Consider the following 15,495-nt stretch of genomic DNA (forward strand, 5'->3'; position numbering starts at 1 on the left):
CGGTGCGTGAAGGCGCGCTGCTCCGAGTCCGGCCCAAGGCGATGACGGTCGCCGTCATCATCGCCGGCCTCCTGCCCATTCTCGTCGGAACCGGCGCAGGCTCGGAAGTCATGAGCCGCATCGCTGCACCCATGATCGGCGGCATGCTGACCGCGCCGCTTCTCTCCATGTTCGTTATCCCCGCCGCCTATCTGCTTCTGAGGCAGCGGTCCTCTCAACCCACGCAGTCCATGAAGCACCACGAAAGGAACCTATGATGAAATTGCATGCATTGACCGTCCTTGCCCTGACCGCCGCCCTCGCCGCCTGCGGGTCCAAGACCGAAACCAATCAGGCAGCGGCAGCGAACACCGCAGCGCCAGCAGCGGCCGAGAACGAAGCGATGGCAGGCGACATGGGCAATATGGCCAAGGCGACCGGCAAGGTGACGGCCATCGACAAGAGCGGCGGGACGATCACGCTCGACCATGGTCCGATCGCCGAGGCGAACTGGCCGGCAATGACGATGGCGTTCAAGGCGGCGCCTGCGCTCATCGACAGCGTGAAAGTAGGCGATGAGGTGAATTTTGAACTGAAGCTCGACGGTAATGCCGGCGAGGTCACCAACATCAGCAAGAAGTGACGGGCGAAAGAGCGCGGATCAACAGCCCGCCCTTCAACGCGGGCTGTTCGGCGATATTTTGTTTGATCACTATGAGTTAGGCGTCACCTCAAGGTTTGTTCGCCAGACAACGATTTCTCGGACATAAGCGGAACATGGGCTACGCTACACGCTTCAACCGCGCCATTGGCTCGTTGAGTGGGTGGAATTCACCTGCTGGAAGTCGCCTGGCCTGCTCCCAGAGGTAATCGCCGGTCAGACTGATGTGCGCCCAGCCCATCGGAGAAAGGTGCGCAAGCAGTGCCGCATCGAACGTCGTGCCGACAGCGTTGAGGTGCTGGGCGGCCCGGTCGAGATAGACCGTGTTCCAGTAGGAAATCGCCGCAATCAGCAGGTTCAGCCCGGATGCGCGAAATTCCTGATTTTCCAGCGAGCGATCGGTGAACCGACCCTGCCGGTTGGTATAGATGGCGGCGGCAAGCGTGTGCCTCGCCTCGCCTTTGTTGAGACCGGCCTGACAGGCACGTCGCAGTTCCGGTTGTTCAAGCCAATCGAGCGTGAACAAAGTGCGCTCGATACGGCCCAGTTCAGCCAATGCAAAATCCAGCCTGTTCTGGCGTTTGTAGGCGGCAAGTTTTCGCAAGATTACTGACGGCGCCACCGTGCCATCCTTGATTGAGGCGACAATCCTGACGATGTCATCCCAATCGGCCTCGATCGCTGCCGTTTTGATGGTGCGGCCCATCAGATTTTCGATGCCCTTGTATGTCGATGGCGCAGCGATCGAACCCAGCTTGCGGTCGCCAATATCGCGCAGCCGTGGCGCGAAGCGGAACCCGAGTAGGTGGCAGAGTGCGAAAACATGATCGGTGGCGCCGCCGGTATCGGTATAGTGCTCATGCAACGGAAGGTTGCCGGCGCCCAGGACAAGCCCGTCGAGCACGTAAGGCGCTTCACCTGCCGTCGCGGACATGATCCGTGATCCGAATGATGCGAAGTGATCGGAAAGGTGAGAATAGATTTTCACGCCAGGTTCGGCGCCATATTTGGCATTGACGTCCGCCGCCCCTGAACGGCTCCGCCCCGACCGGAAGAACTGGCCATCGGACGACGAACTGGTGCCAGCGCCCCAATGCCGCGCGAAGGGTAATTCGTGATGGGCTGAGATGATCATGGCCAGCGCGGCCTGATAGTTCTCGGGTGAAAGATACCAGTTGTGGGTCCATGCGAGTTGGGCATAGCTGACGCCTTCGCTGGCATTGGCCATCCGCTCCAGCCCGAGGTTGGTGCCATCAGCCAGAATTGCGGCGAGTACCGTGCTGGGGTTGTCGTGCTCCTTGCCTGAGCGCAGGTCACGGAATGCGTTCAAAAAACCAGTGCGTTCGGCGACTTCAAGCAGCAGCTCGGTGATGCGCACGCGGGGAAGCAGGGTATCGAGCTTGCGATCGAGGGCTTCAGCTTCCGGTGGGGTGACAGGCGGCATTTGCTGAAGCTTGAGCCGGTCTCGTTCGAGCGACACTCCCTCAAGCTTGTTTGTTTTCAACTGCTTGGCAAATCGGCGCAGCCGCCAGTCAAGATTTCGTGCCCGGTCAGCGAGGTAGGATGCAGCATTTGAATCGAACGGAAGCACATCCGCCACTTTGGCGGCGTCGCGCCGACCCAGCAAATAGGCATCGAAGCGCTGATAGTTGCGGGTTCCCTCGATCCATACATCACCGGCGCGCAAACGATCACGCAAGGTTGCCATGATCGCAATTTCATAACGTCGGCGGTCGATACGGCCGCTTTCGGTGATGAGACGCTTCCACTGCCGATTGGGGAATGGCAGTGGAACGCCATCGGGAAGGTCGCGCGACTTTCGTGTGTTCGCATCGCGAATGACATCGATGGCTTTGATCAGTGCCGTCCCTGTTCCAGACGCCTTGAAGGTGAAGGCGTCCAGAAATGCCGGGCTGAAACGCCGTAGCGTGGCGTAACGCTCGGTTGCCGTTACCAGTGCGTCCTCGCCGGCAAGATCAGCAAGGGCATCTACTTGGGCCTTTGCCGCAACAAGCCGGTGCCAGCCCACCGCTTCGTCAATCAATTCGAGCGGATCGCCGCCATTCTGGACAGCCTCATCAAGTGCTGTAATCGTGGCGCCAAACAGCCGCATGAGTTGCCCCACCGACTGAATACTATCTTGGTAGCGACGCTCGCGCCCACGCCGCGCGCGCGTGAACATGCCGCCGATAAGTCGGTCAAACATTTGGATCGCGGCATCGGCAAGTCTGGCCTCAAGGTCGATCACTGCGGCCGTCAACGTCGCCCGCCTGCGATTGACGCTGTAATCCGAAAGCAGGAATGCCGGTGCCACGCCGCCCTCGCGGACAAATTGGGCAAAGCGGAATTCCGGAATGGCGCCCCCAACTACCGGGTGGATACCTATGCCGCGAACATAGCGCAGGCGCTCAAGCAAGCCATTGATATTGGCCGCAGTCGGGGCTTCTTCGAAATTACGCAACCACGCCAGCGGTGTCATGCCGAAATCCGGGTTGTTGATTACGAGTTCGTCTAGCCGTGTCAGTTCAGCAGAGCTGAGGCCTTCGACGATTGCGGCTGCGGCAGCTTTGCGTGCGCGTGCCCGGCCAGCAAGACCGGCGCGTTCCAGTGTGTCGCCTGACGGAAGAATGAACCGCTCACCCTTCAGGCCAACCATGAGGGCGCGAACAATCGGTTCACCTCTGTCTGTATACTCGGCGGCTTGCGCGGCAAGATTCAGGGCAAGTGCCAGGTCGCCGCGTCGAAACGGGCGTATGCCAAGATAACGCGCCACGAGATCGGCATGATCGGTACGGGTTTGCGCGCGCTGACCATATGCAGAGAAGGAGGAAGGATCGACGAATAACTGTGCCGCGAGGTACTGAAGAATGACGTCGGGAAGCCCGATCTCGGGTTGCAGACCAAAGCCGGGATGTCGCATCAAAGCGATTTGTGCAGCCAGACCGAGGCGATTTGCTGGACCATAGCGGCGCCCAACCAATTCAACATCTTCCGCAGAAAGGGTATAATGCCCAATGATCGCGGTTTCTTGGACAGGAGGATCGAACAGGCGCCGGCGCTCGTCTCCGGTCAGAAGTCGGCGTCGTGCCATTTTGCTCTCCCGCTGAGGCGAATAACAAAATTGACACCAAAGCGGCTTGCACTGGAGGGAGGCCATTCGTTGCCGGTTGATCCCCGAGCAATCACCCGGCGCAGCAAGACAGTTTGGCGACATCCTTATCAAACGTTTGGGCCGCCAGTTTGAGGCCTTCCACAGTGGTCAGGTAAGGAAATATCGTTGCACCCAATTCCAGGGTGGTCATGCCGTGTTTGATCGCCAGCACCAGTGTCTGGATCGAATCCGCGCCTTCGGGTGCCATGATCTGGCCGCCCAGCAAACGGTCGTTCGCCTTGTCGGCAATCAGTTTGATGAGACCCCGCGTATCGCGTGCTGCCAGTGCCCTTGGCACAGCATCGAGCGGGAGCAGCGAAACCTTGATGTCCAGGCCTTGCGCCCGTGCTGTCGTTTCAGTGAGGCCGGCGCTGGCGACTTGCGGGTCGGTGAAGACGACGGATGGCATGGAGGAATTGTCGTAGCGGTATTGGTTGCCCGTCACCGCGTTGCGCGCGGCCAGTTTTGCGCCATAGGCGGCCATGTAGACGAACTGGTCCCGTCCCGTTACATCGCCCGCCGCGTAAATGCCTGGAACCGACGTTTCGAGGTGGTCATCGACGACGATTCCACCATTACGGGCAAGCACTATGCCGCGCTCCTCCAGCCCAAGCCCGTCGCTATTGGGTCGGCGTCCGGTGGCGATGAGCACCTGTTCCGCCGCGACGGTGTCACAATGCCCCTCGCAGGTCAATTCGACCCCGCTCTGTGTTTGGGCGATACGCTGATAGCCGACACCTGCGCAAACCCGCACGCCCTCGGCTTCCAAATAGTTTTTCAGCGCGGCACTCACTTCCGGGTCCATTTCGGGGAGCAGGCGGCTTCGGCAGCAGATGGTGACATCAACGCCCAGACGCGAAAACATCTGTCCCAGTTCTACCCCGATCACCCCGCCACCGATCACCAGCAGCGATTTGGGCAAGCGATCCAGCGCCAGCGCCGATGTGCTGGTTAGGTAGGGCACGCTGTCCATCCCCGGAATCGGCGGCACGGCGGCGTGCGCACCCATCGCCAATATGACCTTGCCGACCTTCATGGGCGCATCGCCGACAATCAGCGCACCATCGGCAAAGCGTGCCTTGCCCTCGATATAGCTCACACCGTCATAGGCGGGCAGCAGATCGACATATTTTTTTTGGCGCAGCGTCGTGACAAGATCGTCCTTCGACGCCGCCAATACGGACCAGTCATCCATCTGGACAGCGCCCCCAAGGCCGGGAAAGCGCGCGGCGGCAAGCCCACCATGCACCGCTTCGGCGGCGCGGATCAGCGTCTTGGAAGGAACGCAGCCAACATTGACACAGGTGCCGCCAATCGTGCCGTGACCGACGAGCGCCACTTTCGCGCCCAGATCGGCAGCGGCGATCGCGGCGGAGAACCCGGCAGAACCCGCGCCGATGACGGCCACGTCAAATCCTTCCTGCCCGGGGCGGTTGCAACAGTCGTTCATTGCTTATCGCTTTCTTGAGGCGCTGGCGGCGCCCCGCTCAGTTTTGAATAGCGCGCGCCGGATAACCCGCGTTGGTTGATGCAGCGGCAATCGCAGCAGCATTGGTGCGGCGCGGGTTATAGGTTGCGCGCGCGGTCTTGGCTGCGAAATCGACCGTGACCGCCGTTACCCCGGCGACGCCTTCCATCGCCTTCTTCACGGTGATCGGGCAGGTGGCGCAGGTCATGTTCTCTATGGCAAAGGTGGTTTGCTTCTGAGCGGTTGCGGTAGCCGCGGGGCGATCTTGCGCCGTGCCACTAACTGCATAGGCGACCCCGCCGCCAGCCATAGCCAGCACGGCCATAGCGATACATACTGTCTTTTTCATGGGTATTTCCTTTCAATAGAACCAGGGTGCCCACCAGCCGATGGTGAGCGCCAGGATGGCGACGGCAAGGCCCAGCCACAGCACCGCCTTGGTGGTCCAAGCCGATTGTGGACGAGCGCAGTAGGAACCGTCTTCACAGGGCGGTTTCGGCTTGAAATAGACATGCCAGAAGCCGTAGCCGAGCAGCGCGAGCGTTACGCCTGCGACATAGGGCTTGTAAGGTTCGAGCGCCGTCAGGTTGGCGATCCACGCGCCGGAAATTCCGAGCATAACCAACAGTAGCGGGACGACGCAGCAAGCCGAGGCGAGCCCCGCGCCGATCAATGCGCCCGCCGCAACCCAGTTTGCCTGCTTCGGCTCGTGGTTTTCGGTGAGGGCTGGCTGTCCCGCTTCCGGCGTTGAGACCATGGCTTGAATCCCTTGTTCCAACTGAGTGATTCGCAGTGTAGGCTCTGTAGCCACTACAGACTCAAGAGGTATTTTCATGGAGCAACAGGTCGGCATCTTGCGTGCCCAGCTTGCCCGGAAAACAGGCTGCAATCTCGAAACCATCCGCTATTACGAGAAGGTGGGATTGCTGCCGGGGCCGCCTCGCAGTTCCAACGGCTACCGCGTCTATTCGCCGGAACTGGTGCAAAGGTTGCAGTTCATCCTGCGCGCGCGCGACCTTGGCTATGCAATGGATGAGATACGGTCATTGTTGTCGCTCACCGATACCGGTGCACAAACCTGCGCGGAGGTTATGGCGAGAACCGAACTCCACCTTGAAGATGTCCGCCGCCGCATTGCAGATTTGCAGAAGATAGAGGTGACGCTGGCGACCACGTTAGCCAGATGCACTGGAGATGACGTTGCCGAATGTCCCATCCTGGAAGCACTCCAGTTTTTACCCCATCAAGGCAATTGACGCCATCTTTGAGGGATTTGATTTTGTGATGTCAGCTTGGAGTATAGCCTAACCGGACGTCAGGGCGCTACCGCGGTTTCTGTCAGATTAGGGTACTAAACGGAATTTGTTGACGAATGTCGTTGCGTATCATAGATTTCAACCTGACATTTTGATGGAGAGAGTGCGCAGTGAAGGGGCAACGGATCGGCTATGTCCGGGTCAGCACGTTCGATCAGAATGTGGATCGCCAATTGGAAGGTCAGTCGCTCGATCGGACCTTCACCGACAAGGCATCGGGCAAGGACGTCAACCGCCCCCAGCTTGAGGCTCTGCTCACTTTCGCCCGCGAAGGCGATACCGTCGTCGTCCACAGCATGGATCGGTTGGCCCGCAATCTGGATGACCTGCGCAAGCTGGTCCAGGGCCTCACCAAGCGAGGTATCCGGATCGAGTTTGAGAAGGAAAGCCTGTCCTTCTCGGGGGAGGACTCCCCGATGGCCAATCTGATGCTCTCGGTCATGGGTGCGTTTGCTGAGTTCGAGCGCGCCCTGATCCGCGAACGGCAACGCGAAGGCATTGCGATCGCTCGGCAGCGCGGCGCCTATCGGGGGCGGAAACGGTCGCTCTCGGATGAGATGATTGCCGATCTGCACCGCCGCGTTGCCGCCGGTGAACGCAAGGCGACCATCGCGCGCGACATGGGCATCAGCCGCGAAACCCTCTACCAGTACCTTCGCGCCGCTGCCTGACACCAATGTTCACATTATGTCCGGAAAATCGTTGTTCAGCGTACAAAGCTTGAGGTGACGCCAGTTACTCGCGCGTTCCTATGCCGAAGTGATGGGCGCGGTCGCTTTGTTGCACTCCTCGCCAATGGCGTTGTCGCGCTCATGCTCTATCGCTTCCATGGCGGCGACGCGAACATATGCTCGGCATGGATCTGCTCGCACACGACGTGATCGGAAACGCCGCAGTGCTCTGCACGGCTTTGGGCGTATTGGTCTATCCTAATCGATCATCTTACTATCTTTTACCTAGCGGTCCATTAGCTCAGATGAGCGCAAGATTTCAGCGTTGATCGCCTCTTGCTCTGGCGCTGGCAAGTGGCGGTAGAGCGTCGCTACTGACACGCCAATCGTCGGCGCAATTTCGCGGGCTGTCATGCCTGAAGCTAGTAGTTTGCGAGCTGCTTCGAGGCGTTTTGGTGTCATAACCGTCTTTCGGCCCCCTACCCTGCCCTCACGCTTTGCCACAATCAGCGCGGCCGTCGTGCGCTCACGGACCAGATCGCGCTCCATTTCGGCCATAGCTGCCATGATATGAAAGACGAGTTTGCCGGCAGTGCCTGCCGTGTCGATCCCGTCAGTGAGTGAGCGCAGGCCAATCTTACGCTCCGCCAGATCGGCGGCGAGATCAACCAGCCCCTTCATTGTTCGGCCGAGCCGGTCTAGCTTCCAAACCACCAGAATGTCGCCCGCGCGCGCGTGCGACAAAGCATCCGTCAAGCCTGCCCGGTTCGCCTTGGCGCCGCTAGCTTTATCCGAGAACAGCTTTTCGCAACCAACTTCGGACAATGCCGCAAGTTGGGGGGATAGATCCTGCTCCGGAGTGGAGACACGGGCGTAGCCGATCAACACGGTTCGTTCTCAAAACTCATCTGCAATGCCTAGCACGAGACTTTTATTTTGCGAAAGTGTTTTGAGACGCGCGCATCGGCTGCTACACGTTCTCAAATGATGGCGCTTCAAAAACGATCGTTTGCGAGACAAGCTGGCGGGTCTTTAAGCACAACGGTCGCCGAAAGCACGAATGCCAACGGCGAGATGTGGCAAACGGTCGTCGAAAACACGATCTTTGAACCCTCAATGGCCTATAATCCCCGGCCAAGCGACGTGATGAGCCGGAATCTTCGTGTTTTTGGCGACCGATCGGCACAGGGAGCGATGGCATGAGCCAAGAACCTTCCATGCAAGGCGACCTGTTCGCTTTCGATAGCCCGCTGCTGACTGAGGTGCGCGGCGAGCGGTCGTTGATGGCGTTCCCTTTCTTTGCGCTCAGCAAGACGAAGTGGACGAAGCCGCTCGAATATAAGACAGAAGCGGTATCGATCGAGATCGTCTGCACGCCAAAGGGCGTCGCGACGATCTACGATAAAGAAGTGCTGCTTTATATCGCGAGCCTCATGGTCGCGAAGCTGGACGCTGGTGAGCAGGTATCCCAGGATTTCTTCTTTACGGCCCATGATCTTTTCAGAGTAACTGGCGTTAGCGGGTCATCGCGATCCTATACTCGCCTCTCTGATGCTCTGGAACGCCTGCAAGGTACTCAGATCAAGACGAACATCGAGGCCGGCGGCGAAGGTCAGGCGGGGTTCTTCTCGTGGCTATCGGATGCCCAGCTCCACTACACCAAGACCTCTAAGGGCGACAAAAGGCTCAAGGCCATCAAGGTCCGTCTGTGCGACTGGCTCTATCGTGCGATCCTGCGCGATCGGCGCGTACTCGACTATGATCCGACCTATTTCCAGCTCGGCCCGATCGAACGACGCCTGTATGAAGTTGCGCGCTCAGCCTGCGGGCATGGACCGATCGAAGTGGAACTGGAAGAACTTCGGTTGCAGACCGGCTATCAAAGCTCGCTCAAGCATTTTCGTTACGAAGTGAAGCGCATAGCTGACGAGAGCAGCATTCCCGGTTTTCTATTCGACTTGGTGGACCGCGCCGAAACCGCTGGCGTTACTCGCTCGCGTAAGAACGCCGGGGCGGCCAGCGTAAAGATTACGCCGAAGCTACTGCTTCAGAACGCCTGACCCAGCCCCCCTCTGCCTCCCGCGAATCATGACTCAGCTTCTGCGCCAGAACGGTCGCCGAAAGCACGAAACATGGTCATCGAAAGCACGAATACCGGTCGTCGAAAACACGAATGGCGACACGAACGGTCATCGAAAGCACGAATTTTAGTGCCTATCGGTCACTGAAAGCACGAATCCTAACGGTTTAACCGCGCTCCCTATTCGGCCACAAATATTGCTGCGCTGATTGCACTGTGCATCGGCAAAGCGGGGATCGGCTGTGACCACCTAAAACGAATGCCCGGCACGAAGGCCGGGCACCCTGGAACGTGATGAGCGATGCTTGCAGGCATCGATCGGGACGTAAGACATCCTTCTCATACCTGTTCCTGAGCTTTGGTTCAAGGGAGCGTGCTTCGCGCCACGGATGAGTTTTGCCTGGTCCGGCCTCCATTTGGAGGTGGAAAATGGCTCTATCACTAGGCGACGCTGCGTTGTCAGCGTTGGGCGGCATGGTGTCGACGCGCAAACCCGCGCGGTCGGGCGCGCAGCATCGAACCGGCGCGCCCGTTCGGCGTGACAGCGCCGAAGCGGGCACGTTTGAAGAGACTTTCTTTGCTGTTCCTGCAAAGGGGGAGACAGATCGCCTCCTTCATGTGGCCCGCAGAACGCTGGATGCAGGACGCCGCTTGCGCCGCGATGCGCGCAGCGGAGCCAGAGAGCTGACCGCAGCAGAACGTCTCATATCCCGCCTCACAGCGAGCGCGGTACGTGTCTATGAGGAAATCCTGACGTTGGCGCGCCTCAATAAGGGGCGGGTCTATCCCAGCTACGATCATCTATCGGCCGCGACGGGCCTTGGACGCGCGACCGTCGCAAGAGCACTAACGATCCTGGAGACAATCGGCTTTGTCGTGAGGCAGCGTCGTTTCAATCGCGTAGCGAATGAAGGGGCTGGGCCGCGTTATGAGCAGACATCCAACGCCTACCGGCCGCTGTTGCCAGAGAAGGTGCTCGCCTATCTCCCGCGCTGGTTGCGCCCTGCACCTGTGCCAGAGGACGAAATCCAACGCCGCATCGATCATCAGGAAGATACTCAGCTCATGCTCAAATCATTGTCGTGCCGAGATCTCGCGGAAACGGTCGTTGATGGGCCGTTGCGCAAGATCCTGGCGAAGCTGGGCGCAGCCATAGATAGTCGAGAGCGTGAGTCTCAAATTGATCCTGAACCGCTAACCGATTCATATATAAATAGGCTCAAAGGAGTTGGCCTAGTCGGCCAACGCTCTAACGCCTGACGGCGACCACACCGAAAAGTCACTCCCACCCAATAACATCACGCATAACGCACGCTCAGGACGCGCCGGCTACGCCGTCGCGAATGCTCCCCAGCGGGAGCAGGCGGCTTGGGCAGCGCCAGAACGGCGATGCTGTGCTTGGCGAAACGTCGAAATCGATGCTCAGTCGAACCACAGCGCCTGTTTTGACGAATAGTGCATGGCTGCATTCCTCGATCTATCGACCCATGGCATCGTGCCAACCCGATAGACTTACATCGCCCGCGAGAAATGGCACTCTGATCTCGGCTTCACTCGGCTGTTCCTGAGCTGATGGGCATATGGGCGCTGGCCGCCTCATACGATCAAGTGAATAACCGCTGCGCTACGGTTTCCGCCACGCGGACCCTCCGTTTTTTCACTGGATCGCGGCGGCTGCGCGCCCTTTCAATCCCCATCAGGAACGAGCCTGATCGATTGGAAGGACAAGATCATGCAGAACATCGCGGAATTTCGGATCATCGGGCGGGTCGGCAAGATTACCGAATATGACAAGGTGACAAAGATCAGCGTCGCCTCCAACTACAACCGCCAGGACAATGGCGAGTGGGTGACGGACACGCACTGGAATGAGGTTTCGCTATTCGGCAAGATGATCGAGCGCGGCGCCAAGGCTCAGAAAGGCGACCTGGTGCATATCGCCGGTCGGCTTCGCCAAAACTCCTATGACACGCCCGAGGGCCGTCGCTACACCGTGGAGGTTATCGCCGACGGTTTCGCAGTCCTGGCCAAAAGCGCTGACGAAAGAAGTTAAGTCCGATCGGGGCCGCCTACTGGCGGCCCTTCCCTACGGCGCAATTCCAGCTCGACCGCTTCGCGCATGAAGTCGGCCTGGCTTTCGCCATCGCGCAATATGGTCCTGATACGATCAAGCGTGCCCTTGGGGAAACGCGCCATCGTCTTATCCTCCATTGGAGGGCGACCGACAGATCGGATCTTGCTAGAGGTCATCCAATGCCCTAATTACCGATACCGCATATTGACGGTATTAGCGGTATCGTATATTAGAGCGATTACCTTTTATCAAGGTGCGACGGAGGTGAGTGATGTGGGACAATCTACTGACGATCGGGCTATTTGTCCTGATCGCGTGGGCCGTCTTCACCGGCGATGGAAAGTATCGCGGCGCTCGCACCTGGAGCGGAGACACCCCCGATGAGGAAGGCCGTCGCAATACGCGCACGGATTCCAATTATCGCGGTTATGACCATTGGAATAACAACCGTTCGGATCGGGGCTTCTAACGCGTGCGGACTATTGCGATTAACGTAGAGAAAGGCGGCGCTGGTAAAACCACGATCGCCTGCCATCTGGCATGGCTTTTGGCCGACGCCGGACATCGGGTTCTTGTTCTCGACCTTGATCGTCAGTGCAATGCGACCGACGCGCTCAGCGATTTCGAAAGCCTGGGTTCGTGCAAGCCGCTGTTCGAGGCCGATTATGCTGCTCCTGGTGAGCTGCCGCGCCTCGCGATTTATTCCAACCGGATGGGAGGCGAATATGATGCCTCCTATCCGACCGCACTAAGCAATGTGCGGAAGAATTTTCCGGTTCTTGGTCCGCATTTTGATTTCTGCATCATCGACACACCGCCGTCCTGGTCATGGATCAACTTCGCCGCGCTGCTGATCTGCGACCACCTGATCGTTCCGGTTGAACTCGGACCTTTCGGTCCTGCGGCGACGAAGCAGGTCTCGGACTCGATTGCGACCGTGAACCAGCGACGCAACAAGCCGATCCATGTCGCCGGGCTAGTGCCAAACCGGGTACGCCCGAATGACAGCCATCAGATGAAGATGCTCGAAGCGCTAAAGAGCAAGGTCGGGAAGAACCTCTTCACCAACTACCTGCCCGAGCGCGCGCATTACAGCCAGGCCATTCAGGAGCATGTTCCGGTGTGGCGTTTTGGCAAGGACGTGCGCAGTTCGCTGCCGCCTATGCGGGCTTTCCTTGAGGAAGCCATGACCCGGATCGGGAGCGAGAAATAATGGATTTCGACAATTTCGATGTCTTTGGCGAAAAGGCCGCTGTCGCGGATGCCGATCGCGTCCTGCTGATCGAGCCGGAACAGATATATCCTGATCCTGACAATGTGCGCCGCGAGATTGATCCGATCACCATTGACGAGATGGCGGAGACGATCAGCGAACGTGGCCAGCTTCAACCAATCACCCTCGCCCCCAAGGACGAGGATGGCCGTTACCGCATCCTCTTTGGCGAGCGGCGCTGGCGTGCTTGCCAGAAGCTCGGGATCAAAGTGCGGGCGATCGTCAGCAAGAGCGACGATCTATCCCAGGTTCGTATCGACCAGTTCATTGAGAACGACCAGCGTGAGGATCTATCGACAGCCGACATGATCGCGTTCGTGACGGGTCAGGTCGCTCAGGGGCGCAACCTGTCTGAACTTGCGCGCCTAACTGGACGTAACCGTACGCTACTGACCCGCTATCAGGGGCTGGCCAAAGCGCCCGACTATATCAGCGCGCTCTTTTCCGACATTTCGATGCGTAGTGCCGTCGCTCTGGCCCAGGCTGCGAAGAAGGATGATGCGGCGACGCGCGCCTTCGTGGCGAGTACGTCGGCAGAAGATATGACCGTGCTGGCCTGTGAGCGTTTCGCGCGGGACATGGGTGCAAAGAAGACGGTGGCCCCCGCCGCTCTGCCTGTCGAACCTGCTGTTGGTGATGTCGAGCAACTTGGCGCCACCGCGTCCGCTCAAGCCGGCAACGATGCGACAGAAAGCGAATCCCCGCTTTCGACGGAAGGTATCCGCGGTTCCGAAGTCGAGCGTGCGATCGAGAGCGCGCCTTCTTTGACAGTAGATGCGCCCACCCCTTCCCCGGCCCCGTCACGTACCGGTAAGTCGAAGCCAGCCAAACAGAAGGTCGAGCGCCCGACTATCGAGATCGAGGGACAGCGTGCAATCGTCGTCGAGGCGTTGCTACATTTCGACGGTGAAGAGGCTCCCCGTATTGTGAGCTGGCGGTAAGAGCCGCAGCTTATTCGGCGTCAGTTCGCGCCTGACCAAAGCTCAATTTTTCCTTCCGCGAAATTCTGACTTTCGAGCTTGATGGTGTGCCACGTGGCACACGTGAAGGCTGATTTAGGTGGGGGATGTTTAATGGCAGGATAGGTCTTGCTGCGTTCAACGTATTACATTACCCTCCGTGTCATGTCCTCGATGCCGCAGCATTCATCCCCCACCAAGGATACTGCGATGCTCACGATGCGAGTTGATCGTGAGTTGCTGGCAGCGTTCGATGCCGTCGCCGAGGGCAGGGGAGGGCGCAGTGCTCTCCTGCGTAATCTGATGCAGCAGGCGATGAAGCAGGTCGCCGATGCTCCCCAGATTTCGCCGCGTGCGCAAAGCGCTGGCAACCGCGTGTCGATAACACTTACCGATGCCGAGGCTGCGGTTGTGGATCAGCGCGCGGCGGAGAGGGGGGTAGATCGCGCTGGTTGGATTAAGGCGCTGGTTCGCCGCCATGTGGGATTGAAAGGGGCGGTCGATGACGGTCTGCGTAATGCAGTCGCCCCGGTTCGAATGCAGCTTCAGCGCATTGGGCGCAATCTCAACCAGGCCATGAAGGCGGGCAATGCTGCCATGATGGCGGACAGCGGACTTCAGATCGACCGCGAGCTGCGCCGGATTGCTGACATGCGCGAGGACATCAATGACCAGGTGGCGTTGCTAGGCGATGCCCTGCGCGGCGACCTCAGTTTCTGGAAGGTCGCAGACTGATGCCCTTCGGTGAGCATGAGGAAGAACTTTGGGAGGCGATGAAGCCCCGCTTCCGTCCACGCCTCGTCAGCGATCCAAATGCCCGGTATGCGCGTAATCTCGTCAGGGGAACCGGGGTTGCCTCAATCCCTGCTGCGCTGCGCGCTCTTGATCGGTCGGCCAGAGCAACACTCGCGCGGGTCGTGCGCCGCACGCCCGAAGTATTGGTGAAGGTTACGGGTCGAAAGAAGGGTGCCGAGCATTTGGCGGCCCATCTGGACTATATCGGCCGGAAGGGGGAAATCCCGCTCGAAACTCGCGATGGCGAACTGATTTCGAGCAAGGGAGAAGCGAAACAGATCGCTGAGGAATGGTCGGAGGCATTGGCTTGGCGTCGCGGTGCAACCGTGTCGGCCGTATCGATGGTCTTTTCAATGCCCGCCGGGACTGACCCGGAGACGGTCAAGCAAGCCGTGCGCGAAACCGCGGAACAGCTCATTGGCGACAATCATGATTATCTCATGGCGTTGCATACTGATACGCCGCGTCCCCATGTTCATCTGACGGTTCAGGCAGAAGGTCTTGACCGCAAGCGGTTCGATCCTCGCCGGGAAGACCTGTTTCGTTTTCGGGAGGGGTTTGCCGAGGCGTTGCGCAGCCGTGGTGTCGAGGCGGAAGCAACGCCTCGCTATACGCGCGGACAGGGAAGGGCGGGCACTAGCATGGCGCTCACCCAGCTCCGGGATCGCATTCGCAAAGGAGTCTCCCGGCAGCCAACTGAAGCGGATATGCGGCAAGCCCGAGAAGCGATGTTGATCGCGCTTGGCAAAGCGGAACAGCCTGCGTTTGTTGGTAAGTCGCGTGCGCGGTGGGAAGCCATTAAATCTCGCTATACCGCCGCAGCGGATCGGCTTGACCAGAGCGGCAAGGACGAGGATCGCGTGCTCGCTCGCGAAGTGCGGCAGTTCCTTCGCGACCGCGCGGAAATAGAGACGGTGCCGGACAAGGTTTTGCAGGATGCGGAGCGCCGTGTCCGGGCAGAGCAAGAGCGCGGGAGGGGGCAGACCGGCCCCGATCCGGGTGTGCCACGTGGCACAGTTCCGCCGTCATCAAGACGAAGATAGGAAGCCATGTCGCATCCGCTGACCG

General features: G+C 59.2%; 19 protein-coding genes. 13 read left to right on the forward strand and 6 right to left on the reverse strand.

The window, feature by feature from the left end:
- Both HWN72_RS30175 and HWN72_RS30180 read left to right on the forward strand, forming a co-directional pair.
- Window positions 1–257: efflux RND transporter permease subunit (locus HWN72_RS30175; protein ID WP_211152259.1), on the forward strand; the 257-nt coding region annotated here is incomplete at its 5' end.
- Window positions 257–622 (forward strand): copper-binding protein, encoded by a 366-nt coding sequence (locus HWN72_RS30180; protein ID WP_375154553.1) that lies wholly within the window; start codon window positions 257–259, stop codon window positions 620–622. The genes HWN72_RS30175 and HWN72_RS30180, both read left to right, overlap by 1 nt.
- Window positions 623–761: 139 nt before the next feature.
- On the opposite strand, the gene HWN72_RS30185 is transcribed toward HWN72_RS30180, so the two are convergent.
- The 4 genes from HWN72_RS30185 to HWN72_RS30200 all read right to left on the reverse strand — a co-directional run bounded on the left by HWN72_RS30185 (window position 762) and on the right by HWN72_RS30200 (window position 6,016).
- Window positions 762–3,731 (reverse strand): Tn3 family transposase, encoded by a 2,970-nt coding sequence (locus HWN72_RS30185; RefSeq protein WP_014072601.1) that lies wholly within the window; start codon window positions 3,729–3,731, stop codon window positions 762–764.
- A 91-nt stretch (window positions 3,732–3,822) separates the two neighbouring features.
- Entirely contained in the window at window positions 3,823–5,241 is a 1,419-nt protein-coding gene (gene merA, locus HWN72_RS30190; protein ID WP_004213247.1) for a mercury(II) reductase, read from the reverse strand.
- 37 nt (window positions 5,242–5,278) lie between these two features.
- Entirely contained in the window at window positions 5,279–5,608 is a 330-nt protein-coding gene (locus HWN72_RS30195; RefSeq protein ID WP_004213249.1) for a heavy-metal-associated domain-containing protein, read from the reverse strand.
- 12 nt (window positions 5,609–5,620) lie between these two features.
- Window positions 5,621–6,016 carry a mercuric transporter MerT family protein gene (locus HWN72_RS30200; protein WP_004213251.1) on the reverse strand — a complete coding sequence of 132 codons (396 nt, stop codon included), beginning with the start codon at window positions 6,014–6,016 and terminating at the stop codon, window positions 5,621–5,623.
- Between the two features lie 76 nt (window positions 6,017–6,092).
- Between HWN72_RS30200 and HWN72_RS30205 the strand changes: the two genes are divergently transcribed.
- Window positions 6,093–6,515 (forward strand): helix-turn-helix domain-containing protein, encoded by a 423-nt coding sequence (locus HWN72_RS30205; protein ID WP_014072603.1) that lies wholly within the window; start codon window positions 6,093–6,095, stop codon window positions 6,513–6,515.
- Window positions 6,516–6,685: 170 nt separating this feature from the next.
- The gene (locus HWN72_RS30210) at window positions 6,686–7,246 is read left to right on the forward strand and encodes a recombinase family protein (RefSeq protein WP_004213255.1); all 561 of its coding nucleotides are present in this window, start codon (window positions 6,686–6,688) and stop codon (window positions 7,244–7,246) included.
- Window positions 7,247–7,531: 285 nt separating this feature from the next.
- On the opposite strand, the gene HWN72_RS30215 is transcribed toward HWN72_RS30210, so the two are convergent.
- Complete coding sequence (locus tag HWN72_RS30215; protein ID WP_211152261.1) at window positions 7,532–8,134, reverse strand: recombinase family protein; 603 nt, start codon at window positions 8,132–8,134, stop codon at window positions 7,532–7,534.
- A gap of 96 nt (window positions 8,135–8,230) precedes the next feature.
- On the opposite strand from HWN72_RS30215, the gene HWN72_RS30220 reads away from it, so the two are divergent.
- From HWN72_RS30220 to HWN72_RS30235, 4 genes are all read left to right on the forward strand, one after another.
- Window positions 8,231–8,449, forward strand: coding sequence for a hypothetical protein (locus tag HWN72_RS30220; RefSeq protein WP_211152262.1), 219 nt, complete (start codon window positions 8,231–8,233; stop codon window positions 8,447–8,449).
- Entirely contained in the window at window positions 8,446–9,306 is an 861-nt protein-coding gene (locus HWN72_RS30225) for a replication initiator protein A (RefSeq protein ID WP_211152263.1), read from the forward strand. Before HWN72_RS30220 ends, HWN72_RS30225 begins: the two co-directional genes overlap by 4 nt.
- 494 nt (window positions 9,307–9,800) lie before the next feature.
- Window positions 9,801–10,586, forward strand: a complete 786-nt coding sequence (locus HWN72_RS30230; RefSeq protein WP_248006490.1) for a helix-turn-helix domain-containing protein — start codon at window positions 9,801–9,803, stop codon at window positions 10,584–10,586.
- 472 nt (window positions 10,587–11,058) lie between these two features.
- On the forward strand, window positions 11,059–11,379 hold the full coding sequence (locus HWN72_RS30235) for a single-stranded DNA-binding protein (protein ID WP_211152265.1): 321 nt from the start codon (window positions 11,059–11,061) through the stop codon (window positions 11,377–11,379).
- Here HWN72_RS30235 and HWN72_RS30240 read toward each other — a convergent pair.
- Complete coding sequence (locus tag HWN72_RS30240; protein ID WP_211152266.1) at window positions 11,376–11,522, reverse strand: YlcI/YnfO family protein; 147 nt, start codon at window positions 11,520–11,522, stop codon at window positions 11,376–11,378. The two genes, HWN72_RS30235 and HWN72_RS30240, sit on opposite strands and share 4 nt — an antisense overlap.
- A gap of 149 nt (window positions 11,523–11,671) precedes the next feature.
- Between HWN72_RS30240 and HWN72_RS30245 the strand changes: the two genes are divergently transcribed.
- The 5 genes from HWN72_RS30245 to HWN72_RS30265 all read left to right on the forward strand — a co-directional run bounded on the left by HWN72_RS30245 (window position 11,672) and on the right by HWN72_RS30265 (window position 15,470).
- A complete protein-coding gene (locus HWN72_RS30245) occupies window positions 11,672–11,869 on the forward strand; it encodes a hypothetical protein (protein WP_211152267.1) in 198 nt (65 codons plus the stop codon).
- 3 nt (window positions 11,870–11,872) lie between these two features.
- Window positions 11,873–12,613, forward strand: coding sequence for a ParA family protein (locus tag HWN72_RS30250; RefSeq protein ID WP_211152268.1), 741 nt, complete (start codon window positions 11,873–11,875; stop codon window positions 12,611–12,613).
- Window positions 12,613–13,614, forward strand: coding sequence for a ParB/RepB/Spo0J family partition protein (locus HWN72_RS30255; RefSeq protein WP_211152269.1), 1,002 nt, complete (start codon window positions 12,613–12,615; stop codon window positions 13,612–13,614). Before HWN72_RS30250 ends, HWN72_RS30255 begins: the two co-directional genes overlap by 1 nt.
- Before the next feature lie 228 nt (window positions 13,615–13,842).
- Window positions 13,843–14,367 (forward strand): ribbon-helix-helix protein, CopG family, encoded by a 525-nt coding sequence (locus HWN72_RS30260; RefSeq protein ID WP_211152270.1) that lies wholly within the window; start codon window positions 13,843–13,845, stop codon window positions 14,365–14,367.
- The gene (locus HWN72_RS30265) at window positions 14,367–15,470 is read left to right on the forward strand and encodes a relaxase/mobilization nuclease domain-containing protein (protein ID WP_211152271.1); all 1,104 of its coding nucleotides are present in this window, start codon (window positions 14,367–14,369) and stop codon (window positions 15,468–15,470) included. The genes HWN72_RS30260 and HWN72_RS30265 overlap by 1 nt, the downstream gene beginning before the upstream one ends.
- Window positions 15,471–15,495 lie beyond the last annotated feature (25 nt).

Source organism: Novosphingobium sp. HR1a, from assembly GCF_015594425.1.
Taxonomy (GTDB): Bacteria; Pseudomonadota; Alphaproteobacteria; order Sphingomonadales; family Sphingomonadaceae; genus Novosphingobium; species Novosphingobium resinovorum_A.